The sequence below is a fragment of the Microbacterium sp. H1-D42 genome (assembly GCF_022637555.1).
In the GTDB taxonomy this organism is placed as follows: Bacteria; Actinomycetota; Actinomycetes; order Actinomycetales; family Microbacteriaceae; genus Microbacterium.
This window is the reverse complement of the sequence record NZ_CP093342.1, coordinates 753,585-773,810: the sequence shown is the minus strand read 5'-3', so window position 1 is coordinate 773,810 and position 20,226 is coordinate 753,585. Positions and strand designations below refer to the sequence as shown.

Annotated in this window: 27 protein-coding genes; 10 read left to right on the top strand and 17 right to left on the bottom strand. The window is 68.5% G+C overall.

Annotation, left to right across the window (positions count from 1 at the left end; translation table 11 throughout):
- Positions 1-5: 5 nt before the first annotated feature.
- From MNR00_RS03585 to MNR00_RS03570, 4 genes are read right to left on the bottom strand one after another with little or no spacing between them, the layout of a single operon-like run.
- Positions 6-464 carry a glutaminase gene (locus MNR00_RS03585; RefSeq protein WP_241927809.1) on the bottom strand — a complete coding sequence of 153 codons (459 nt, stop codon included), beginning with the start codon at positions 462-464 and terminating at the stop codon, positions 6-8.
- Positions 461-1,666, bottom strand: a complete 1,206-nt coding sequence (locus MNR00_RS03580) for a cation:proton antiporter (RefSeq protein WP_241927808.1) — start codon at positions 1,664-1,666, stop codon at positions 461-463. Before MNR00_RS03580 ends, MNR00_RS03585 begins: the two co-directional genes overlap by 4 nt.
- 37 nt (positions 1,667-1,703) lie before the next feature.
- Positions 1,704-2,318 carry an NAD(P)H-dependent oxidoreductase gene (locus MNR00_RS03575; RefSeq protein ID WP_241927807.1) on the bottom strand — a complete coding sequence of 205 codons (615 nt, stop codon included), beginning with the start codon at positions 2,316-2,318 and terminating at the stop codon, positions 1,704-1,706.
- Positions 2,319-2,328: 10 nt separating this feature from the next.
- Positions 2,329-2,496 (bottom strand): hypothetical protein, encoded by a 168-nt coding sequence (locus tag MNR00_RS03570; protein ID WP_241927806.1) that lies wholly within the window; start codon positions 2,494-2,496, stop codon positions 2,329-2,331.
- A gap of 216 nt (positions 2,497-2,712) precedes the next feature.
- Here MNR00_RS03570 and MNR00_RS03565 point away from each other — a divergent pair, with 216 nt between their 5' ends.
- Both MNR00_RS03565 and MNR00_RS03560 read left to right on the top strand, forming a co-directional pair.
- Positions 2,713-2,982, top strand: coding sequence for a Rho termination factor N-terminal domain-containing protein (locus tag MNR00_RS03565; protein ID WP_241927805.1), 270 nt, complete (start codon positions 2,713-2,715; stop codon positions 2,980-2,982).
- 48 nt (positions 2,983-3,030) lie between these two features.
- Complete coding sequence (locus MNR00_RS03560) at positions 3,031-3,525, top strand: DNA starvation/stationary phase protection protein (RefSeq protein ID WP_347271925.1); 495 nt, start codon at positions 3,031-3,033, stop codon at positions 3,523-3,525.
- 6 nt (positions 3,526-3,531) lie between these two features.
- On the opposite strand, the gene MNR00_RS03555 is transcribed toward MNR00_RS03560, so the two are convergent.
- Together MNR00_RS03555 and MNR00_RS03550 are read right to left on the bottom strand one after the other, a co-directional pair.
- A complete protein-coding gene (locus tag MNR00_RS03555; RefSeq protein WP_241927803.1) occupies positions 3,532-4,515 on the bottom strand; it encodes a CorA family divalent cation transporter in 984 nt (327 codons plus the stop codon).
- Between the two features lie 10 nt (positions 4,516-4,525).
- A complete protein-coding gene (locus tag MNR00_RS03550; RefSeq protein ID WP_241927802.1) occupies positions 4,526-5,488 on the bottom strand; it encodes a DNA topoisomerase IB in 963 nt (320 codons plus the stop codon).
- Positions 5,489-5,634: 146 nt separating this feature from the next.
- Between MNR00_RS03550 and purU the strand changes: the two genes are divergently transcribed.
- Complete coding sequence (purU, locus tag MNR00_RS03545; protein ID WP_241927801.1) at positions 5,635-6,498, top strand: formyltetrahydrofolate deformylase; 864 nt, start codon at positions 5,635-5,637, stop codon at positions 6,496-6,498.
- 4 nt (positions 6,499-6,502) lie between these two features.
- On the opposite strand, the gene MNR00_RS03540 is transcribed toward purU, so the two are convergent.
- From MNR00_RS03540 to MNR00_RS03525, 4 genes are all read right to left on the bottom strand, one after another.
- Complete coding sequence (locus MNR00_RS03540) at positions 6,503-7,543, bottom strand: nitronate monooxygenase (RefSeq protein WP_241927800.1); 1,041 nt, start codon at positions 7,541-7,543, stop codon at positions 6,503-6,505.
- A 51-nt stretch (positions 7,544-7,594) separates the two neighbouring features.
- A complete protein-coding gene (locus tag MNR00_RS03535; protein WP_241927799.1) occupies positions 7,595-7,906 on the bottom strand; it encodes a hypothetical protein in 312 nt (103 codons plus the stop codon).
- Positions 7,903-8,787 carry an SDR family oxidoreductase gene (locus tag MNR00_RS03530; RefSeq protein WP_241927798.1) on the bottom strand — a complete coding sequence of 295 codons (885 nt, stop codon included), beginning with the start codon at positions 8,785-8,787 and terminating at the stop codon, positions 7,903-7,905. The genes MNR00_RS03535 and MNR00_RS03530 overlap by 4 nt, the downstream gene beginning before the upstream one ends.
- Before the next feature lie 95 nt (positions 8,788-8,882).
- Entirely contained in the window at positions 8,883-9,206 is a 324-nt protein-coding gene (locus MNR00_RS03525) for an ATP-dependent DNA ligase (protein ID WP_241927797.1), read from the bottom strand.
- A gap of 71 nt (positions 9,207-9,277) precedes the next feature.
- Here MNR00_RS03525 and MNR00_RS03520 point away from each other — a divergent pair, with 71 nt between their 5' ends.
- The 3 genes from MNR00_RS03520 to MNR00_RS03510 all read left to right on the top strand — a co-directional run bounded on the left by MNR00_RS03520 (position 9,278) and on the right by MNR00_RS03510 (position 10,703).
- Entirely contained in the window at positions 9,278-9,589 is a 312-nt protein-coding gene (locus MNR00_RS03520; protein ID WP_241927796.1) for a hypothetical protein, read from the top strand.
- A 163-nt stretch (positions 9,590-9,752) separates the two neighbouring features.
- The gene (locus tag MNR00_RS03515) at positions 9,753-10,166 is read left to right on the top strand and encodes a CBS domain-containing protein (protein WP_241927795.1); all 414 of its coding nucleotides are present in this window, start codon (positions 9,753-9,755) and stop codon (positions 10,164-10,166) included.
- 54 nt (positions 10,167-10,220) lie between these two features.
- The gene (locus tag MNR00_RS03510) at positions 10,221-10,703 is read left to right on the top strand and encodes a hypothetical protein (RefSeq protein WP_241927794.1); all 483 of its coding nucleotides are present in this window, start codon (positions 10,221-10,223) and stop codon (positions 10,701-10,703) included.
- Between the two features lie 3 nt (positions 10,704-10,706).
- Here MNR00_RS03510 and MNR00_RS03505 read toward each other — a convergent pair whose 3' ends face one another.
- Positions 10,707-10,919: a hypothetical protein gene (locus MNR00_RS03505; protein ID WP_241927793.1), complete on the bottom strand. Its 213-nt coding sequence runs from the start codon at positions 10,917-10,919 to the stop codon at positions 10,707-10,709.
- A gap of 168 nt (positions 10,920-11,087) precedes the next feature.
- On the opposite strand from MNR00_RS03505, the gene MNR00_RS03500 reads away from it, so the two are divergent.
- The 4 genes from MNR00_RS03500 (at position 11,088) to yidC (ending at position 13,499) form a co-directional block, all read left to right on the top strand.
- Positions 11,088-11,600, top strand: coding sequence for an FHA domain-containing protein (locus MNR00_RS03500; RefSeq protein ID WP_241927792.1), 513 nt, complete (start codon positions 11,088-11,090; stop codon positions 11,598-11,600).
- A 10-nt stretch (positions 11,601-11,610) separates the two neighbouring features.
- The gene (locus tag MNR00_RS03495) at positions 11,611-12,381 is read left to right on the top strand and encodes a LysR family transcriptional regulator (RefSeq protein ID WP_241927791.1); all 771 of its coding nucleotides are present in this window, start codon (positions 11,611-11,613) and stop codon (positions 12,379-12,381) included.
- A gap of 12 nt (positions 12,382-12,393) precedes the next feature.
- The gene (locus tag MNR00_RS03490; protein ID WP_241927790.1) at positions 12,394-12,666 is read left to right on the top strand and encodes a DUF6412 domain-containing protein; all 273 of its coding nucleotides are present in this window, start codon (positions 12,394-12,396) and stop codon (positions 12,664-12,666) included.
- A gap of 92 nt (positions 12,667-12,758) precedes the next feature.
- Positions 12,759-13,499: a membrane protein insertase YidC gene (gene yidC / locus MNR00_RS03485; RefSeq protein ID WP_241927789.1), complete on the top strand. Its 741-nt coding sequence runs from the start codon at positions 12,759-12,761 to the stop codon at positions 13,497-13,499.
- 38 nt (positions 13,500-13,537) lie between these two features.
- Here yidC and MNR00_RS03480 read toward each other — a convergent pair whose 3' ends face one another.
- Genes MNR00_RS03480 through MNR00_RS03455 form a run of 6 tightly spaced genes read right to left on the bottom strand, consistent with a single transcriptional unit; the run spans position 13,538 to position 20,057 of the window.
- Positions 13,538-14,722: an alcohol dehydrogenase catalytic domain-containing protein gene (locus tag MNR00_RS03480; RefSeq protein WP_241927788.1), complete on the bottom strand. Its 1,185-nt coding sequence runs from the start codon at positions 14,720-14,722 to the stop codon at positions 13,538-13,540.
- Between the two features lies 1 nt (position 14,723).
- The gene (locus MNR00_RS03475) at positions 14,724-15,428 is read right to left on the bottom strand and encodes an HAD-IA family hydrolase (RefSeq protein ID WP_241927787.1); all 705 of its coding nucleotides are present in this window, start codon (positions 15,426-15,428) and stop codon (positions 14,724-14,726) included.
- Positions 15,425-16,543, bottom strand: coding sequence for a TIGR03364 family FAD-dependent oxidoreductase (locus MNR00_RS03470; RefSeq protein ID WP_241927786.1), 1,119 nt, complete (start codon positions 16,541-16,543; stop codon positions 15,425-15,427). The genes MNR00_RS03475 and MNR00_RS03470 overlap by 4 nt, the downstream gene beginning before the upstream one ends.
- Positions 16,540-18,267 (bottom strand): ABC transporter permease subunit, encoded by a 1,728-nt coding sequence (locus MNR00_RS03465; RefSeq protein WP_241927785.1) that lies wholly within the window; start codon positions 18,265-18,267, stop codon positions 16,540-16,542. The genes MNR00_RS03470 and MNR00_RS03465 overlap by 4 nt, the downstream gene beginning before the upstream one ends.
- Positions 18,264-19,088 carry a phosphonate ABC transporter ATP-binding protein gene (gene phnC / locus MNR00_RS03460; RefSeq protein WP_241927784.1) on the bottom strand — a complete coding sequence of 275 codons (825 nt, stop codon included), beginning with the start codon at positions 19,086-19,088 and terminating at the stop codon, positions 18,264-18,266. Before phnC ends, MNR00_RS03465 begins: the two co-directional genes overlap by 4 nt.
- A 45-nt stretch (positions 19,089-19,133) precedes the next feature.
- Positions 19,134-20,057 (bottom strand): phosphate/phosphite/phosphonate ABC transporter substrate-binding protein, encoded by a 924-nt coding sequence (locus MNR00_RS03455; RefSeq protein ID WP_241927783.1) that lies wholly within the window; start codon positions 20,055-20,057, stop codon positions 19,134-19,136.
- Positions 20,058-20,226 lie beyond the last annotated feature (169 nt).

Here is a 20,226-nt window from a genome sequence, read left to right as displayed (position 1 = left end):
CCGGCTCAGCGGCGCGCGAGCGCGATCTGCTCGTCGAGGTACCCCGCCAACGGCACGAGCGCGGCGCCGGGCGCCCAGCGCACGTGCGGCACGCCGCCGACGAGCGCGAGCGGATCGGATGCTGCACCAGCATCCACTGCGGCGACATCGAGCGTCCGCCAGCCGACGTGCACGACCTCGCCATCGGCGAAGCCGCCTCTGCTCGCCTGCCCAGCGCGCTCGGCGCGGGCGCGCGACGACTCGGCTGTGTACCCGCGGCGGACGGATTCCGCCGCGCGCAGGATCTCGTCGGTCGCGAGCACGGCATCTTCGGTGAGCAGCAGCACGCCCAGGTGCCAAGCCGTCCCCGCCCGTACGATGCGGGCGCCCCGCCAGCGGGAGGTGCGCTCGAGACCCAGCCCCTCTTGCGGCACGCCCGCGAGGCGCCGCCGCGCGTCGGCGAGCAGTTCGGCGGTGGCGGTCACAGTTCCCCCTGCAGCGTGCCCTTCGCGTTCTGCACGGCTGCGCGCTCACCGCGCAGCGTCATGCCGATCAGCGGGTACAGCAGCACCGACAGCATCCCCGCGCCGACGAGCGCCGCGGCGACGTCGGTTTCGAGCATCCCCTGATCGACGCCGATGGCCGTCACCGCGACGATGATCGGCAATCCGGTGGCTGCGAGCAGCGCCAGCGCCGTCCGGTCGCGGCCGCTCATGTCACGAGTGGCCGAGAACTGGGCGGCGGCTCCCCGGATCACCAGCAACGCGATCAGCAGCAGCGGCACGAGCGCCATCGCCAGCGGCGAGGCGAACAGCGCCTGCAGGTCGAAGGTCACGCCTGTGTAGAGGAAGAAGATCGGCACCAGGAATCCGAAGGCGATGCCCTCGAGCTTGCTCTCGACCTGCTCGGCATCCTTCTCGGATGCACTCGACATGACGATCCGCCACACGGCGCCGGCGACGAAGGCACCGAGCAGCATGTCGAGGTCAAGCCACACGCTCAGCGCCACCAGTGCCGCGACGAGCAGCAGCACGAACCGCACGCCGAACTGTGCTGAGGTGTGCAGCGTCGCGTTGACGAACGCATGCAGCCGACCATGAGGAATGCGGCGGGCTGCATAGACGGCGAGCAGCGCGAGGGCGACGAACACCAGCAGGACGACGGTCGCCAGCGGCGCCGAGCGCACGCTGAGGAAGATCGAGATGGCGATCAGCGGCAGGAACTCGCCCACCGTGCCGATCGCCGTGACAGCGCGTCCGAACGGGGTCGTCATCTCGCCGGCGTCGCGCAGGATCGGCATCAGCGTTCCGAGCGCGGTCGAGCTGAGCGCGATCGCGACCACGATCATCCCGTCACCCGGCGCGATCAGGAAGCCGACCCCGATGCCGAGGGCGATGCTGAGCAGCCAGCCCAGCGAGGCACGAGCCAGCGGCCGACGGCCGATCGCGGCGAAGTCGATCTCGGTGCCGGCGAGGAAGAACAGCATCGCCAGACCGAATTCGCTGAGCGCTCCGATGATCTCCGTCGGATGCACCCAGCCGAGCACGGCGGGGCCCACGATGATGCCGAGCACCAACTCGAAGACGACCACCGGGATCCGCAGGACCGGGCCGATCGCGCGCGCCAGGATCGGCGCGATCACGGCCAGCAGAGGGATCAGAACCAGTCCGAGGGCGCTCTCTTCCACTCGCCCAGCGTACTGGGCGCCGGCGGACGATCAGCAGTCATTCTGCGGACGGATACGCACTGGTCTTCAGCAGGCCCGCCAGGTGCACGGCGTTCTCGACCGCCGTCTTCGTCGCAGACGCCACCTTCTGCGGCGTCTGCGACAGGTCCTTGTAGTCGGTCTTGTGCATGGCTTCGCCGTTCCAGTACACGCACCCCTGCGCCGGCACGGTGAAGCCGACGTCGTTCAGCGCCTGGTACAGCACGGCGACGATGTGGTGCGCGCCGTCCTCGTTGCCGACGACGCCGGCGATGGCGACCTTGTCGAACAGGATCGGTCGCCCTGCGGCATCCGTCTCCGCCAACTCGGCGTCGAGACGCTCCAGCACGCGCTGGGCGACGCTCGAGTGCTGTCCGAGCCAGGTCGGGGTGACGAAGACGAGGATGTCGGCGGCGAGCACCTTCTCGCGCAGCGTCGGCCAATCGTCACCCTCCCCCATGTCCTTCTCGACACCGGGGAGGATGCGATGGTCGACGGCCCGCACATGCTCACTCGTGACGCCGTGTGCACTGAGCATCTCCTGCAGCTGGCGGCTCATCACCTCAGAACTCGACTGTCCTGGCGACGGCTTGAGCGTGCACGAGATGGTCAGTGCGGTGAGCGGGGCAGTCATCGTGGAATCGTCAGACCGTGGTGTTGCGGCCGCCGATGACCCTGATGAGGAACGCGATCAGTGCGATCGCACCGATGATGAGGGCAACCCAGAGCAACCAGCTCAGCGCGGCGTTCAGCCCCGAGACGATGGCGACGATGATCGCGATGACGATGATGATGATGAGAGCGATGTTCATACTGAGCTCCTTCTGTTGACGTGCGGCACGGGTGGATCCGTGCGTTGCGTTGTGGGTCGAGCCTGCCAGTGCCTGCGGCTGCGGTCGCGGGGGTTGACGCGGTCGGATGCCGGTGCTAGCTCCCCCGTTGACCTGACCCTGTCAACCCCCTGACGGGCATCCGCAGAACGTGCACATGCTGGCTCGATCACCACCGACACGATCAGGGAGAACATCATGCCCCGCGGACGCGGATCGAACAGCCTGAAGGACCCCGAGTTCTATGAGGAGCTCCGGGACGATGGAGCGTCGAAGGAGAAGGCGGCCCGGATATCGAACGCCGCGGCCCGAGACGGTCGCAGAACAGTCGGCAGACGAGGCGGCGAAGCAGAGGACTACGACGACCGCACGGTCGACGAGCTGCGAGCCAGAGCGAAAGAGCTCGGAATCACGGGGTACTCCGGCAAGCGCAAGGCGGAGCTGATCTCGATGCTCCGCAACCACTGAACTCAACCGCTGACGCGCAGCGCAGAGCATCGCGACAAGGAGAAGATGATGGCACAACTCACCAAGAAGCAGAACGCCGAGAGCGGCTTCCGGGCATCCGCGAAACTGCGCAAGAGCCTGCAGCGGGTGCTGGTCGACCTGCTGGAACTTCAGTTCCAGGGCAAGCAGGCGCACTGGAACGTCGTCGGCACGAACTTCCGCGACACGCACCTGCAGCTGGATGAGATCGTGGCTGCCGCCCGCCGGTTGGGAGACACGGTCGCCGAGCGGATGCGCGCGCTGCATGCGCTGCCCGACGGACGCAGCAGCGCTGTCGCGGGGTCGACGTCGCTGCCGTCGTACCCCGAGGGCGAGGTCTCGACGACCGACACGGTCGACCTGATCACCGAGCGCCTCGAGGCCACCATCGCCACCGTCCGCGAGGTGCATGACCCCGTCGACGAGGAGGATCCGACGACCGCAGACATCCTGCACGTCGTACTGGAGGAGCTTGAGCAGTTCGCCTGGATGGTCAGCGCCGAGAATCGCACGCCGGCACCCTGACGCAACTCATCTCTGGTCGGAGCGCTCGCCGTCGCTGCGCGTGGACGGCGGCCCTCCGAGCCAGCCGCGACGGCGGAACAGGACGTATGTCACCACGTCGAGCGCGAGCATGAGGGCGATCACGACGATCCAGCCCAGTTCCCAGCCGAGCAGCGGCATGGCCTTGAAGTTCATCCCGTAGACGCTGGCGATCACGGTCGGAACGGCCAACAGCGCCGCGTACGCAGAGATGGTGCGCATGTCCTGATTCTGCCGGGTGGAGACGTTGCTTTCATGGCTCGCGACCACAGCATCCAACTCCCTGTGCTCCGCCCCGGCGAGATGCGCGATTCCCACCGCGTCGTGTTCGAGGTGGACGAAATAGGGCCGCAGCTCCGGATCGTCTTCCGTGATCGCCTGGATCTCACGCCGTGCCGAGCGGACCGCCTCTGCAAGGCCGGACGCCGCGCGATCGATCTGGCCGATCCGACCGCGCAGTCGGTAGATGCGCCGGTAGTCCTCGCGCACACGGCTGTCGAACACCTCCTCCTCCACTGAGTCGAGTTCCCGCTCGATCGCGGCGCCGAGCTCGACGAAGTCCGCCACGATCGTTCCGAGAATGCGATACACGGCGGAGATCGTGGATGCCACCGGCATCGCTCCCGGTGTCGACAGCGCTGCGTCCAGATCGCGCAGCACCTGCGGCGAACCGCGCTGCACCAGCAGCAGGACCTTCTCATCGAAGATCACTGCGAGGTCGCTGTCGGTGTCGCCCTTCTCCCTGTCGCCCGCGGCGTTGAGGTCCCACAGCGACAGGTAGAGGTGATCACCGGGACGCTCGAACTTCGGCTGTTGCCGACCGGCCCGCAGATCGTCGACGATGAGCGGGTGCAGGCCGAACCGCTCTTGCAGCGCGCTGAGCTCGCGATCGGACGGATTGGCCAGGATGACGACAGCCGGACCTTCGTCGAGACGGGACTCTGCGGGTTGGGACTCTGCTGGGTAGGACATGGCATGACTCTCAGTTCTCGAGGATGAGTCGTCGGAGCGCTGACTCCGGCGCGACGTCGAGGCGCAGAAGCGCGCCACGACGGTAAGCGCGGAACACCCGCGGGTCGATGTAACTGGCCCGCGCCACGGCGGGCGTGTTGCCAAGGGCATCCGCTGTCGCGCGCACCGCCAGCGTCTCGGCCCGGCGACGGAGGTGCGCGGTGTCCGTCGCACCGATGCGCGCGAGGGTGTCGGATGCCACGATCGTGCCGTGCAGTGTGCGGAAGTCCTTGGCCGTGAACGCGCCGCCCGTGAGTGCCCGCACGTGCGCGTTCACGTCGGCAGGTGTCAGTGCGCGGCGCCGGTGCCCCTCCCGGTACGCGAGCAGCGCTGCTCGCGGCCGCCCTGCGGTGAGATCGTCCACGGCAGCGGCGAGGTCGGCATCGTCGATCTCGATCATCGCCCGCCTGCCGCTCTTGCCGGGAAACGCGAGCGTCACGGTCGTTTCGTCGACATGCGCGTGTCGTCGCTGCAGGGTGGTCAGCCCCCTGCTGCCGTGTCGCGCCAGGTATCGGGCTGAGCCGATGCGCGGGGCGGCGGCGTCCAGCACCCGAAAGGCGACCGCGAGCACGCGATCACGGCCGATGCCCTCCGCGTGCAGCGCCTTCGTCACCTGCGCACGTGCCCGCGGCAGCCCCTCGGCCAGCTCCAGTGCGCGCGCGAACTTTCGCGCGTCGCGGCGTGCGCGCCAGCGGCGGTGGTAGATGTACTGTCGGCGCCCGGCCGCATCGACGCCGACCGCCTGGATGTGGCCGTTCGGCTCTGGGCTGATCCACACGTCGTGCCAGGCAGGCGGGATCGCCAGTGCCTTGATGCGCTTGCGCTCTGCGGATGCCACTGCGGCGCCCGCCTGGTCGAGATAGCGGAACCCACGGCCGCTGGCCACCCGGCGGTAACCGGGCGCATCCGGGGAGACCTTGACCAGACGAGGCATGCGCTCACGCTATGGCCAGGGATTCGCCGCAGAGAAGGGGATTGCCGTGTCGCCTTTCCGCCGCTAGGACGACACGGACCGCGGACTGATTCGCACGCACGGTGCGAGGAGGGCAGAATCGACAGATACCCCTGCAAGGAGCTGTCATGCCGCACACCGACACCGCCCGCCTTCTCATCGCCTGCGATGACCAGCCGGGAATCGTCGCGGCCGTCGCCGGGGTGCTGGCAGCACACGGGGCGAACATCATCTCGCTCGACCAGCACTCGACCGATGAGATCGGCGGACGCTTCTTCCAGCGCACCGTGATCCACCTCGAGGGACTGTCGGCGAAGCGCCCTGCACTGGAGGCCTCACTGTCCGATGTCGCCGGACGCTTCGGCATGGAGTGGTCGCTGCATGACACGTCCAAGCGCAAGCGCGTCGCGATCTTCGTGTCGAAATACGACCACTGCCTGATGGAGCTGCTGTGGCGCACGCAGCGCGGCGAACTCGACATCGACGTGACGATGGTCGTCTCGAACCACCCCGATCTCGCGGAGTCGGCCCGCTCGTTCGGCGTGCCGTTCGTGCACATCCCCCGCGGCTCGGGCGCTGATGCCAAGGCCGAGATGGAATCCAGACAACTCGAGCTGCTGCAGGGCAATGTCGACCTGGTCGTGCTCGCCAGGTACATGCAGATCCTCACCGACGATTTCATCGAGCGGATCGGCGCGCCGGTTATCAACATCCACCACTCGTTCCTGCCCGCGTTCATCGGAGCCAATCCGTATGCGCGCGCCAAGGATCGCGGCGTGAAGCTGATCGGTGCGACCGCGCACTACGCCACGGCCGACCTCGACGAGGGGCCGATCATCGAGCAGGACGTCACGCGGGTGACGCATGCCGAGTCGGCCGCCGAGCTGCAGCGCCGTGGGGCGGACGTCGAGCGATTCGTCCTCGCCCGCGCCGTGAAGTGGCATGCCGAGGATCGCGTGATCGTGCACGGCCGCTCGACCGTCATCCTCTAGACCGTCAGAGAGTCAGTCCCGCCACGAGCTCCGCGAACACGTCATCGGCGGTCCCCCTGGTCGCGAGCGGCGCTGACTGTCCCAGCCACAGCGACTGCAGCTCGCCCATCCCCCGCTGACCGGCGACGGCGCGGAAGCGCCCGGTGAGCCAGTTCTGCGCGGGGAACGGCGCGATGGCACCGGATGCCTCGATCTCGGCGACCGCATGATTACGGGCACCTCGTGAGAGGCGCCCGCTCATCGCTCTCGTGAGCACGCTCTCATCAGCCGCAGTCGCGCGGATCGCCGCGCGGTGCGCATCGTTCGCGGCCGATTCCCCGGTGACCAGGAACGAGGTGCCCACCTGCACGCCGGCGGCCCCGAGCGCGAGGGCCGCAGTGACGCCACGCCGATCGGCGACGCCACCAGCGGCGATGACCGGTACGGCGACAGCATCCGACACCTGCGGCAGCAACGAGAACAACCCGACCAGCGACTGCTCTGCCGGGCGCAGGAACGACACCCGGTGGCCCGCGGCCTCCGCGCCGGTCGCGACGATGGCATCCACCCCTCCGGCCTCGAGCGCGACGGCCTCGGCGACCGTGGTCGCGGTGCCGATGACGCGGATGCCACGGCGGTGCGCCTCGTCGACGATGGCTGCGCTCGGCACGCCGAACACAACGCTGAGCGCTGCCGGGGCGGCCGCCCAGATCGCGTCGAGCTGCTCGTCGAGCGACGGCAGATAGCGCTCGGGTCTGGCGGGCGGATCCATGCCGACGGCGGTGAAGTACGGCAGCAGCGCGGCGGCGTAGGCGTCGTGCTCACGGCCGGGTGCGACTTCGTCGCCGGTGGGGAGCCAGATGTTCAACGCGAACGGCGCGTCGGTCACCTCCCGAAGGGCTGCCGCCGTCTCGCGGATGCGCTGACCGTCGTAGCCGTACAGACCGTAGGATCCGAGCCCGCCCGCTTCGCTGACGGCGGCCGTCAGCGGCACCGATGACAGTCCGCCGAACGGGGCGAGGATGATCGGATGCCGGATGCCGAGCAGTTCGCGCAGATCAGTCATCCTTCGAGGCTACGCCCGCGTCGGGGCCGCGCCGGGACGTGACGCCGTGCTTCAGATCGGCGGGCGGTGTCGGATCGGGGACGGCGCGCGCGACCTGTCAGAGGCGTTCGCGACCGCCAGGTCGAGTGCTTCGAAGAGGCGGTCGAAGTCGCGGAACCGGGTTGAGCGCGGACAGGGCGTGCGCAACCACAGCACGTCGAGCATTCCGGTGGGATGCCGATCCACATACGCGATCAGACAGTCGGCGTCGCCCTGGCGTCGGGCGGGATCGCAGATCCGCCAGCTGTCATGCCCCAGGCGGGTCAACTCCCAGGCGCCGTGTGCGGCCGGTCGACTCGGACCTTCGTCGGTGGTGGCACTCATAGCGGCTTGCCTCCAGTGACGGCCAGCACGCTTCCGGAGGTGTACGACGACTCCTCGGATGCCAGGTAGACATACGCCCCGGCGAGTTCGGCCGGCTGGCCGGCTCTGCCGAGCGGGGTATCCGTGCCGAAGTGCTCGAGCTTCGCTGCGTCCCAGCCGGTGCCGGGGATGAGCGGTGTCCAGATCGGCCCGGGTGCGACGGCGTTCACCCTGATGCCCCGCTCGCCGGCCTCTTCGGCGAGCGCCTTGACGAAGGCGACCTGCGCGGCCTTCGTCATCGCGTAGTCGATCAGGCCCGGCGACGGGTTGTACGCCTGGATGGACGCGGTCACGATGATGCCAGCCCCTGGTTCGAGGTGCGGGTACGCCGCCCTCGCGGTGACGAGCATGCCGACCAGGTTCGTGTCGAAGACCCGCCGCATGTCTTCGGTCTGCAGCGAGTCGAAGCCATCGATGTCGTGCTGGTAGCCCGCGTTCAGCACCAGCAGATCCAGTCCGTCGAACGTCTCGCGAGTTCTTCGCACGGCGCTCTCGGCGAATCGCTCGTCGCGCAGATCACCCGCCAGGCTCAGGCCTTCTCGCCCTGCGTCGCGAATGTATTCGAGAGTGGTGTCGGCGTCCTCCTGCTCCGATGGCATGTGCACGATCGCGACATCGGCACCCTCTCTGGCGAACGCGATCGCGACCGCTCTGCCGATGCCGGAGTCCCCACCCGTGATCAGCGCACGACGACCGGCGAGCCGCCCGTGTCCGCGATAGGTCTGTTCACCGTGATCGGGCGTGGGGTGGGTCTGCGAGGTGAGCCCCGGCTGATCCTGGTGCTGCGAGGGGAACCCCTCGTCATGCTGTTGGTGGCGGGGATCGGGCGTCGTGGCAGTCATCGTTGCTCCTCTTGCGCGGTTCGATGGATACGACGCACTCTCCATCGTCGGCGCAAGGAGTTCCAGGGGGTTGACAGCCAGACACCCCCGACGCACTAGTCCGCTGCGGGCGCCTGCTCACCCTCGGCGGGCTCCGGCACGAGGTAGAGGCCGGCCGGGGTGTTCGCCGTGTACGCGAGGGCTTCGATCCACGCCCGGTTCACTTCGGGCTGCCGACTGCCGAAGTACTTGAAGACCAGCGAGCTGCCCGGCTGGACCCACACCGTCGTCCGGCCACCGCCGACACTGGCATCCTCACGCCAGCTGAACGGGAACGGCTCCCCGCGGCGCAGCTTCGCGGTGATGACCAGCTGAACATGTGTCAGCGCGCGGTCCTCGATCTCGGTCTTCACCGTGCCGTCGTAGACGAACTTTCCCATGTGTGGCGCCTTTCTGCGTGACGACGACTGCCCACTGGTGCGCACCATGCCAGTGGGGCAAGCTTAGGCCCATGGGCTGGCTGTACTACGGCGACAATTCTGAGCCGATCGACATCGACGATCGCGCGCTCGCGCATCTCAAGGTGGTGATCGCCACGAAGCTGCGCCGCAATGAGAGCTTCACGCTGTCATGGCAGCACCCCGCCGATCATCCGACCGGCCGCTCGACGATCTGGCTGCACCCGTCGATCCCCTTGAGGTTCGTCTTCGTCGATCCGGAGCGCCCCGAGCTCAGCGCCGAGTGGATCACTTCAATGGCGAACTCCGCCAGCAGCACAGGCGGCATCACGCTGTTGCCTGAGCACCTCGACAGCAACGACTGATGCCGGGGAACGCGAGTTCCGTCGCGATCGCCTGAGGCACGTGACGCGTCATCGTCGACCTGTCAACCCCTTTCCAGCTGCGCGTCGCCCTGCGTACGGTCGTGGGCACATTGCACAGAGACATTGCGCAGAGAGACTGCACGGAAGAGAGGGAGGCAGGGCCATGACCCTGACGCGAGAAATCATGACACCGAACGCCCAGTGCATCGGCGAGAACGATGCACTCTCGATCGCCGCCGAGCGGATGAGCGAGTTGAACGTCGGCTCGCTGCCGATCTGCGGCGAAGACGGCCGGCTCAAGGGGATGCTGACCGACCGGGACATCGTGGTGAAAGCCGTCGCGATCGGGCTCGACCCCGAGACGACGAACGCCGGACGCCTCGCAGAGGACAAGCCAGTGACCATCGACGCGGATGCAGACATCGCGCAGGCGCTGGCGCTCATGGAGGAGCATCAGATCCGCAGGATCCCGGTGATAAGGGACCATCGTCTGGCCGGGATCATCAGCCAGGCCGACATCGCCCGGCATCTGGAGCCCGAGACGACGGGCCGAACCGTCGAAGTGATCTCACGCTGACGCCGGCGACGGCCGCGAGTTCTCAGCATCCGACACTGTGAAAGAGGAGGAGACATGCACGATCGATCCGACGGCTACGAGCCCACGACCACCCACGCGGAGTGGGGCGCGGGCGGACCGCACCTGCTCATCACCGCCGAGGACGGGGCGCGCCTGACGTTCGACCTCACGGTCGACGAGGTGACGATCGGTTCGGCGGGCGGCAGCACGCTGCTGTTGCCGGGCGCTGATCCGCTGCACGCCACGATCGTCCACGACGACCGCGACGAGCACGTCCTGACCATGCACGGTGCCGGAGATATGAACGCGCAACGCGACGAGGACGGCGAAGCCCGCTCCGAGGTGCTGCGCACGGGCGCGCACTTCTCTGTCGGCCGCTGGCGGCTGGTCTTCGGCCGTGACGAGTTCGCGGACCACGGGCGTCCGTACGGAGGACGAGAGGGCGGCGAACTCTCGGATCAGGACTCGCAGCCTGAGCGCCCCGAGTACACGGGCGAGCGCGACGCCCCTCGCCAGGAAGAAGTCAGGGACGGCTGAGGGTCAGTCGACCATCTCCTGCTGGGTGTGGATGAAGTCCTGCTCCGCCTGAGTCAGACGCCGGTCGGGGCGCACCGGAGCGCCCGTCAGGATCTCGATCTCTTCGCAGATCAGCACTGGCAGCCCCCGATCGGGGTCCGCAAGCACCTGCTGCATGGCGTTCTTGGATGCGATGGACAGATAGGGCCACCAGGTGTGGATCTCGGGCTCGGTCATCTCGGGCTCCTCTCGTCTTCATCAGAAGTCTCGTCTTCATCAGAAGTCTCGTCGCGGAGCACCGTCACCGCGAGGGGCTTGACAGTCACCGCGCGACAACCCCTGGAACACGCCCGCGGCCGGGGATACCTTTGAACGAGAGGCCTGCTGTCGCATCGAGGAGGCATCATGAACGACCAGAGCTACGGGTACAAGCCGACCACCACGCATGGCGAGTGGGGTTCAGGCAAGCCGCATCTGCGGATCACCGGCCTCGACGAAGAGCGCCTCGTCTTCCAGATCACCCTCGACGAGGTGACGATCGGCTCCGACGAAGCCAGCACCCTGCAGCTGCCAGGTGCCGACCCGCTGCACGCCACGATCGTGCACGACGAGCACGATGAGTATGTGCTGACGATGCACGGCGCTGGGACGATGAGCATGGTGCGCCAGGAGGAGCACGATGAGGAGCGCTCCGCGATTCTTCGGACCGGACTGCACTTCACGATCGGCGAGTGGCTGCTCGTCTTCAGTCGCGAGGAGTTCGCCGACCACGGCCGTCCGTACGGCGGCCGCCAGGGCGGCGAGGGCGGGCACCAGGGTCGGCAGCCCGATCGTCCCGACTACCCGGCGACGATCCACGCACATGACGCAGCATCCGCTCCGACAGCCGTGGCGGACGCCGCCGACGCCGAATCCTGAACCGACGACCGTGTCACGCATCGTCGTCATCGGCGGCACCGGCCAGATCGGCACGAAGGTGGTCAGCCGATTGCGCCACCTCGGCAGGGAGGTGCGGGTGGCCGCGCGCAGCACCGCCGTCGACACCGTCACCGGAGCCGGGCTCGAGTCCGTCCTCGACGGCGCCGAGATCGTGATCGACGTGTCCAAGCCGCCGACGCACGACCAGCGTGCCATGCACGACTTCTTCCAGACCGGCACCGAGAACGTGCTGCGCGCGGAGCGCGCCTTCAGCATCCGACACCACGTCGTGCTGAGCATCGTCGGCTCTGCCCGCGCCGAAGTGCCGTTCTACCGCGGCAAGGCCGCGGCCGAGCAGATCGTGCGGGACTCCGGCGTCCCCTTCTCGATCGTCCACGCGACGCAGTTCTTCGAATTCGCCCCCGGCATCGCCGCTGCCTCCGCGATCGACGGGGTCGTCACCCTGCCGGATGCCCTCGTGCAGCCCGCCGCGGGTGCTGATGTCGCGGATGCGATCATCGAGATCGCACTCGCCGTGCCACTGCGGTCGGATGTTGAGATCGCCGGGCCCGAGCGCATGCCACTCACGGACTTCATCACCCGCTCGCTGCGGGCTCGCGGCGACGACCGAACCGTGCACGCCGCCGCCGACGGGCGCTACTTCGGCGGGCCGCTGGAGCCCGACACACTGCTGCCGCGAGACGGCGCGCGAATCCTGCCCACGACGCTGGATGAGTGGCTGGCTTCGCAGTCGGGATCGGATGCTAACCTCTTGCCCTGACGGGAGGTGCACGTGATCGACACGCTGAACACGCTGCTGCAGCTGATGCTGACAGCGCTCGGCGCCGTGCCCCTGCCAGTCGACGGAATGTTGGGGGTTGCGGCGGTCCTCGTCGCCCTCGCTGTGCTGACCCTCGTGATCGCCGTGGTGGCACCGCACGCCGGCATCCGATCCGCACCACACCCGCGCCGCGCGATCGACGTGTCCACGCGTCTCGCGCAGAGTCATCCGGATGCCGATGGGCATCCGCGTCCGCGAGCACCGGGAGTCGCGCTCGCCGCGTGACCTGCCCGGTGACGCGCATCCATGAGATGTGACGTCGAGGCAGGAGAACGCGGCCTTCGCCGACCCTTCTCCTGCTCTCGAACGGACACACCTTGGACATCTTCGCCTTCCCGCCACTGACCCTTCTTCTCGACACCGCCTACAACGCCCTCCTCTCTCTCTCGCATCTGCTCGAACCTCTTGCGGGCGCGAATGCCGCGGCTCTCGCCGTCGTGCTCGTGACCGTTCTGGTGCGCACCCTGCTCATCCCGGTCGGCGTCTCGCAGGCCAGAGCCGAGCAGATGCGCGCCCGCCTCGCACCGAAGCTGCGCGACCTGCAGAAGCGTCACGGCAAGGACGCCGAGCGCCTGCAGCGCGAGACGCTGGCGCTGTACAAGCAGGAGAACGCCTCGCCGCTCGCCGGCTGCCTGCCGCTGATCGTTCAGGCCGCCGTCGTCGGCATCCTCTACACGCTCTTCCTGCGTCCCGAGATCGCTGGTCACGCGAACGAGCTGCTCACCCACGACCTGTTCGGCGCACCGCTGGGCACCTCGCTGCTGCACGCCATCGGCGCCGGCATCGATCCGGCGACAGCGGTCGTGTGGGCGGTCGTGCTGGTGGTCATCCTCGTGGTCGCCGACATCACCCGCAGGGTCTTCCGACCGCAGGCACCGGCCGAGGGGCCGCTCGCGACGCCGGGGATGCTTGGCATGATGAACGCCCTGCATTACCTGACCGCGGTGTTCGCCGTGTTCGTGCCGCTCGCCGCTGCGCTGTATCTGGTCGTCACGGTGACCTGGACGCTGGTGCAGCGGGCCCTGCTGCGCCGCCGCTACCCTCTGCCGATCGCCTGATCCTGCCGGTCTCCTGAATCTGCCGGCGGGCGCCCTGGTCAGCGGGGGATGATCCCGACGCGGAGGGGTGCGTCGGGGGCGGATGCCGCGCGCAGCGCCGCATCGAGATCGACGAGCGGATGCACGGTGCCGACGACCTCGGCGAACGGATACGCCCGCCCGCGGACGGCGAGGAACGAGACCGCGTCCGCGAGATCGGCTCCGGTGTAGTTGTGGATGCCGGTGATCGTGATCATCCGGCGCACGAGCGACTCGGCATCCAGCGGCACGGGATCTGCGGGGAACACGCTGCCGACGAGCACCACTGTGCCCCCGACGGCGACATCGGCCGCTGCCTGCGCGACGGCGTGCCCGGAGGCCTCGATGACGATCTCGGGTTCCGGGTGCACAGTTTCTGGGTGCACAGTTTCCGGGTGCACAGCGGCCGGGATCGCCTCCGCGGACACAGCGCCGAACCGCTCGGCAGCGGCGCGACGCAGCGGGTTCGGGTCGGCCACGTCGACGATCGCTCCCTGTGACTCCGCGATCGCGGCGGCCGACAGCCCGACGAGACCTGCGCCGTAGACGCGCACGCGCATCCCACTGAGATCCCGCCCGGCAGCGCCGCGCTGCACGGCCGCCCAGGCCGTCGCGGTCGCGCACGACGCCGGGGCGAGAACGGCTGCCGGCAGCGTCTCCGGCACGCGCACGATCGTCGTCCCGCGGCGCAGCTGCGCATGGCTGGCGAACCCGCCGGTGAGCTCACGATGCGGTGCGATTCGCTCGTGCCCGTACTTGCCGAGCTCGCGGCACTTCTGCGTCAGCCCGGTGGTGCAGCGGTCACACCGACCGCATGACACCGTCACCGACCAGACGACGCGGTCGCCGATCCGCACGGGCGTGCCGTCGGCGGCATCAACCCCGGCGGAGCCGATCGCGATCACGCGCCCCACGCTCTCGTGCCCGAGGACGAGCGGTGCAGGCGCGGACCGCCGCCCATGCACCGTGTGCACGTCCGAACCGCAGATCGTCGACATCTCGATCGCGACGAGCACGTCATCGGCTGCGAGTGCGACCCCTGGCACGGCGATCGGCTCGTGCGGCTGCTCCGGGGCGATGAACGCCATCGCCACCGCGGCCGGCCGCAGCACCACATCGGTGCGGCGTTCCTCGGTGCGACGTCCCTCCGGATCAGCGGTCTTCGACCTGCGGGGCAGCAACGGTGCTGCCGGCGCCGAGCGCACGTCAGCTCACCGGAACCGGGGCGAGCAGCCCACGGGCCGCCAGCGTCTCGCGCAGATCGACGATGCTCGGCAGCACCGCGTCGGCTCCGGCACCAAGGATCGCGGCTTCATCGTGCGCGCCCGAGAGCACGCCGGCGACGAATCCGGCTCCGGCCCGCCGGCCGGACAGCACGTCACTTGCCGTGTCGCCGACGACCGCGACGGCCTGCACGGACGAGACTCCCGTGCGCAGCAGCGCCGTGAGCACCAGGTCGGGGTGCGGACGTCCGCGACCGGCATCCACCGGCGACAGCGCGAGGTCGACGAGGTCGTGCCAGCCGAGGGCATCCAGCAGCGCATCACGCGTCACTGGTGCGAAGCCCGTCGTCAGGACGACCTTCAGTCCGTCGGACTTCAACTGCTCGATGGCAGCGCGCGCGCCGAGGATCTCCTCGGCGCCCTGCTCGGCGATGATCTCGTCGTATGCCGCCTCGAATGCGGCCGTGGCGCGCTCGGCCGCGACGCGGTCGCCGCCGGAAAGGTGCGTGAAGACCTCGATCTTGGACTGCCCCATCGTGTCGCGCACGTACTGCAGGGCGTCACCCCATGGCATCCGATCGGCGACGCCGGTGCGCTCGGCAGCGCGCTGGAACGCCTGCTCCACCACGCCGTCGTCGCGAACGGTGGTGCCTGCCATGTCGAGGACGACGAGTTCGATGGCGGTCATGCTGGTGCCTCCTGAAGGTGGTGGGAAAGAGTGGATTCGGCCAGCCCGAGGCCGCAGGTCATCCCGATGCCGGTCGTGGCCGCGATCGCGAGCACGCCGTCGGCGGGCGTTTCGATCAGGAACTCCGAGGGTCCGGACGCGTACACGCCCTGCCAGCGCTCCAGCACTCGGAAGCCGCCGGGGGCGAACAGCGCACCGGCCTCCTCCAAGAAGGCGTCGAACGCCGCTTCGGGCTGGAACGGCGGCGGCTGAATGGCCTTGGCGTGCGAGTCGCCGAGGATCAGCGATCCATCGGGCAGCTGCGTGTACATCTGGTTGAGATCGAGAGCCGCGTGGTCTGGGCGCTCGCCGTGCAGCCGCGCGCGCAGGGCGGCGGTCTCCGGAAGATCCGCGAAGCGTCCGTAGCGCACGAGCGACCAGCCGGTCAGCAGCGGCGCCGAAAGAGGCGTCGGCAGGTCCGCTGCCACGCGCATCATGTCGAGAGCGCAGCGCACGACGCCGCCGCGCTCGGCGAGATCGGGCAGCAGCTGGTCGAGGTCGTGGCCCACTGCCACCACGATCTGCCCGGCCTCGATCGGTCCGCGGGTGGTCTGCACGCGGCCCGTGTCGACCGAGGTCACCGCGGTGCGGAAGCGGAAGTCGACTCCGGCGGATGCCAGGTGCGCAGCGATCGCGCCGGCGGCCTCCCGCGGATTCGCCTGCAGGTCCCCCTCGATGAGCGCTCCACCGAGCAGGCCCTCGGCACGCAGCGGCGCCCGTTGCAGCATCGCGTACGGTGACAGCATCTGCATGCCCCCATCGCGCGCCGCGGTCTCGAGCACCGCGACTTCGTCGACGTGCCGCGCTGCGACGAGCGTGCCCGATTCGCGCAGCCAGAACCCGGCGTCGGTCGCCAGACGCTGCCACAGGTCGCGGCTGATCTCGCCGTAACGGCGCGCTTCGCCGGCCTGCGCGCCCACACAGATGTGACCGAAGTTGCGCACGGTGGCGCCCACCGGGGCATCCGTGCGGTCGACGACGATCACGCTCAACCCGCGGCGCACAGCCGCGTACGCCGCACCGAGTCCGACGATCCCCGAGCCGACGACGACGACGTCGGCGCGCGCGGCGTTCAACGGAACACCTTCCGCATCCACATGGCGAGTCCTTCGACGGCGAGGACGGTGACCAGGATCATGATCACGATGCTGCCGACGAGCTGGTAGTTCGACCCCTGACCGGCGTTGAGCAGGTAGTAGCCGACGCCGCCACCGCCGACGATACCCAGCAGGGTCGCCGCGCGCACGTTGGTGTCGAGCATGTAGAAGGTGTGCCCGATCAGCGCGCGCGATCCCTGCGGCAGCGTGGCACCGGCGTACATCTGCAGCCGGGTGGCGCCTGTTGCCGCGAGTGCCCGCTCCGGCCCTCGCGGCACCTCTTCGAACGAGTCGGCGATCAGCTTGCCGAGCAGCCCGATGCCGCCGATCGCGAGGGCGATGGTGCCGGCCTGCGGCCCGAGCCCGGTGATGATGATCAGCACGATCGCCAGGATCAGCTCTGGGATGCCGCGGATGATCACCAGCAGCATCCGGAATCCGCCCTGCACCCCGGCGTTCGGGGCGACGTTGCGGGCGGCGAGCGAGCCGATGATCAGTGACAGCACGAAGGTGATGAGGGTCGCGGCGAGCGCGATCCGGATCGTGTCGAACATCGCCAGCGCGATCGTCTCGAAGCCGTAGCTGCCGAAGTTCGGCGGCCAGAAGCTCGCGAGCACCGCCGGCACCTTGGCCCAGAAGGTGAGGAAGTCGCTCCAGACGATGTCGCTGACGATGACGGATGCCACGACCACCGCCACGGCGATCCAGCCCGCGATCGTGTTGCGCACCCGTGTTACGGTCCATGGCCGGTGTGCGGCCTGCTCGATGGATTCGAACGTCGGTCCGTGCAGCTGCCGACGTGCCCGCCGTCCGCTCCTGCGCCGGAACAGCTTGACGAACACGCCCCGTCCGGCATCCTTCTCGCCCAGCATCGCCACGCGCACGGCGCTGGAGATGATCTCCATCGCCACGCACAGCACGAAGATCACGAGTGCGATGCCGAGCCCGAGTCCGTAGTTCAGCGACTTGAACGCGTGCGACATCTCCAGACCAAGGCCGGCGACGCCCACGTAGCCCAGCACGACCGAACCGCGCAGGTTGATGTCGTTGCGATGCAGCACGGTGGCGACCCAGCTGGGCAGCACCTGGGGCAGGATGCCGGCGGTGAACTCCTGCAGCTTCGTGCCACCGGCTGCACGGACGGCGAGGCGCGGGCCTTCGTCAATCTGCTCGATCGCGTCGGCGAACATCTTCGAGATCATGCCGATGGAGTGGATGCCGATGGCGAGGATTCCAGGCAGCGTGCCCAGCGAGAACATCAGCACGAACACCATCGCGAGCACCACGTCTGGCAGGGCGCGGGTGAAGACGCCGATGAAGCGTGCGATGCCGCGAGCCGTGCTGTTCGGGGTGGTGTTGGATGCTGCGAGGTACGCGATCGGCACCGAAAGCACGGCGGCGAGCAGGGTGCCGGTGAGTACGAGCCCAACGGTGAGCACCGTCAGGTGCAGCAGTTCCGCGGGCTCGGGAAAGCGGAGTCCGCCGACGCGGGCGAAGAAGTTCTGGGCGTTGGCCATGCTGTCGGCGACGCCGGCGAAGGTGATGTTCAGATCGATCAGCGCGCCGACGGCGAGACCGGCGATCACGATCAGAGTGAGCCCGGCGCTGATCTTCTCGGGGCTGAGCGGCCGGCGCGGGGCGCGGGCCTCGAGGTCTGCCGGTGGTGCGGTGGGCGCCGCGGGCGGCGGGGCGAGCAGCGTCATGCCACTGGCTCCGGCACGAGCAGCTCGCGCTCGAGGATCCGCATCTCGGCGGTGGTGGTCGCGACGCGTCCGTAGATCTCCATGACTTTGGCCTTGTCGAGGTCATCGGTGGTGGTGTCGAGCACGACCTCACCGTGTCGCAGTCCGACGATGCGGTCGGCCCAGTCGATGGCGAGATCGACCTGGTGCAGGCTGCACAGTACGGTGAGGCCGTCATCGGCGGCGATCTCGCGGATCAGCGCCATCACCTGCGAGCTCGACTCGGGGTCGAGTGAGGCGACGGGCTCGTCGGCGAGCAGCACCTCGGGGTCCTGCATGAGCGCGCGGGCGATGGCGACGCGCTGCTGCTGTCCGCCGGAGAGGGTGTCGGCGCGCTGGTAGGCGCGATCGAGCAGCCCGACTCTGTCGAGATGGCCGAGCGCGCGCAGCTTGTCCGCGCGGGAGTAGCTGAACAGTCCGAGCCGCGGGCCGCGCAGACTCGAGAGCGCCCCGGTGAGCACGTTCTCGAGCACGGTCAGCGAACTGACCAGCTCGAACTGCTGGAAGATGAAGCCGACCCGGCTGCGGAGGCGACGCAGGGCGCGACCGCGCAGGGTGGGCACATCCTGACCGAGCACGCCGACCGACCCCGCTGTGGGGATCTCGAGCGCGTCGATGTGGCGCAGCAGGGTGGACTTGCCCGACCCCGAGAGACCGAGCAGCACGACGATCTCGCCGCGTCCGACTGTGAGGTTCACATCGGCGAGCGCGGTTGTCGTACCGAAGCGCTTGGTGAGCGATTCGATGCGGACGATCGGCTCGGTGGTGTTGATCGTGTTCATGCTCGTCTCTCGGGGTCGGTCCGTCACAGGGTCAGTGCGTCGAGGTCAGGCCTGGCACTGGCTGGCGTTGGTCTTCTTGCAGATGTCGCGGATGACGTCGTAGTAGGAGTCGTCAACGGGCTTCGTCTCGAAGAAGACCGAGCGGAAGCCGTCGGAGTCGGCGCTGGTCACGCCGGACTCGATGATCTGGTCGATCGTGACTTCGGCGAGCAGGTCGGTCAGCTGCGTCTTCAGCTCGTCCGGCAGGTTGTCGGAGTACACCAGCGGAGCACCCGGCACCATCGTCTCGGCGATGACCTTCACCTTGTCGGATTTGGCGACCTCAGAGTCCTCGGCGAACCCGACCTCGCACTCCTTGCCCTCACCGGTCTTGGTGACGCTTACGTCGTGCTTTCCGGCGAAGACCGGGGTGACGTCCTTCTCGGGGTCGATGCCCGCGTCCAGCAGGTTGTAGCTCGGGAACAGGTAGCCGGAGGTCGACGACGGGTCGACGAAGCAGACCTTCTTGCCCGCGAAGTCCGCGAGGGTCTTCACGTCGCTGTCCTTGGGGGCGATGGCCTGGGAGTAGTACCCCGGCTCCTGGCCCTCCTTGGTGACGATCGACGAGATCGGCGTGAGCTTCGCGCCGTTGTTCGTCGCGGTGATGTAGGTGAAGCCCGAGAACGAGGCGACGTCGACTTTGCCGGCGATGGCGGCTTCGATGAGGGCCGCGTAGTCGGTCGACTCGTGGTACTCGACCTTCTTACCGGTCTCCTGCGCGATGTAGTCCATCAGCGGGCTGTAGTTGGTCTCGGTGTCGACCGAGTCGGGGACGACGCCGAAGACGAGCGTGTTCTCGTCGACCGCGTAGCCGCCTGCCGCTGCGGGTGCGTCGGTGCCGGGGGCCGCACCGGCCGAGCCGGAGCAGGCTGCGAGGCCGAGCCCGAGCAGGGCGAGACCGGCAAGAGCGGGGAGAGCGCGAAGCTTCATGAGGACCTTTCAGAGGGGTACGGGAAGGTGTCCGCGAGAAACTCTGACAGGTCGAATGCCGAGAAATATACCTATCTCGGCACTGTTCAGCAGCCGTTCACCCAGGATTCGCCAGGATGAACGACAGGCGAACAGGGCGGCGATCACCCTACTCGGCCAAGTAGTATGC

Coding starts and splice junctions, on each gene's coding strand:
- MNR00_RS03455 (WP_241927783.1), bottom strand. CDS start 20,057: ATGAAGCTTCGCGCTCTCCCCGCTCTTGCCGGTCTCGCCCTGCTCGGG.
- MNR00_RS03550 (WP_241927802.1), bottom strand. CDS start 5,488: ATGCCTCGTCTGGTCAAGGTCTCCCCGGATGCGCCCGGTTACCGCCGG.
- MNR00_RS03515 (WP_241927795.1), top strand. CDS start 9,753: ATGACCCTGACGCGAGAAATCATGACACCGAACGCCCAGTGCATCGGC.
- purU (WP_241927801.1), top strand. CDS start 5,635: ATGCCGCACACCGACACCGCCCGCCTTCTCATCGCCTGCGATGACCAG.
- MNR00_RS03465 (WP_241927785.1), bottom strand. CDS start 18,267: ATGACGCTGCTCGCCCCGCCGCCCGCGGCGCCCACCGCACCACCGGCA.
- phnC (WP_241927784.1), bottom strand. CDS start 19,088: ATGAACACGATCAACACCACCGAGCCGATCGTCCGCATCGAATCGCTC.
- MNR00_RS03505 (WP_241927793.1), bottom strand. CDS start 10,919: ATGACCGAGCCCGAGATCCACACCTGGTGGCCCTATCTGTCCATCGCA.
- MNR00_RS03530 (WP_241927798.1), bottom strand. CDS start 8,787: ATGACTGCCACGACGCCCGATCCCCGCCACCAACAGCATGACGAGGGG.
- MNR00_RS03570 (WP_241927806.1), bottom strand. CDS start 2,496: ATGAACATCGCTCTCATCATCATCATCGTCATCGCGATCATCGTCGCC.
- MNR00_RS03535 (WP_241927799.1), bottom strand. CDS start 7,906: ATGAGTGCCACCACCGACGAAGGTCCGAGTCGACCGGCCGCACACGGC.
- MNR00_RS03540 (WP_241927800.1), bottom strand. CDS start 7,543: ATGACTGATCTGCGCGAACTGCTCGGCATCCGGCATCCGATCATCCTC.
- MNR00_RS03575 (WP_241927807.1), bottom strand. CDS start 2,318: ATGACTGCCCCGCTCACCGCACTGACCATCTCGTGCACGCTCAAGCCG.
- MNR00_RS03500 (WP_241927792.1), top strand. CDS start 11,088: ATGAACGACCAGAGCTACGGGTACAAGCCGACCACCACGCATGGCGAG.
- MNR00_RS03520 (WP_241927796.1), top strand. CDS start 9,278: ATGGGCTGGCTGTACTACGGCGACAATTCTGAGCCGATCGACATCGAC.
- MNR00_RS03565 (WP_241927805.1), top strand. CDS start 2,713: ATGCCCCGCGGACGCGGATCGAACAGCCTGAAGGACCCCGAGTTCTAT.
- MNR00_RS03525 (WP_241927797.1), bottom strand. CDS start 9,206: ATGGGAAAGTTCGTCTACGACGGCACGGTGAAGACCGAGATCGAGGAC.
- MNR00_RS03475 (WP_241927787.1), bottom strand. CDS start 15,428: ATGACCGCCATCGAACTCGTCGTCCTCGACATGGCAGGCACCACCGTT.
- MNR00_RS03555 (WP_241927803.1), bottom strand. CDS start 4,515: ATGTCCTACCCAGCAGAGTCCCAACCCGCAGAGTCCCGTCTCGACGAA.
- MNR00_RS03560 (WP_347271925.1), top strand. CDS start 3,031: ATGGCACAACTCACCAAGAAGCAGAACGCCGAGAGCGGCTTCCGGGCA.
- MNR00_RS03510 (WP_241927794.1), top strand. CDS start 10,221: ATGCACGATCGATCCGACGGCTACGAGCCCACGACCACCCACGCGGAG.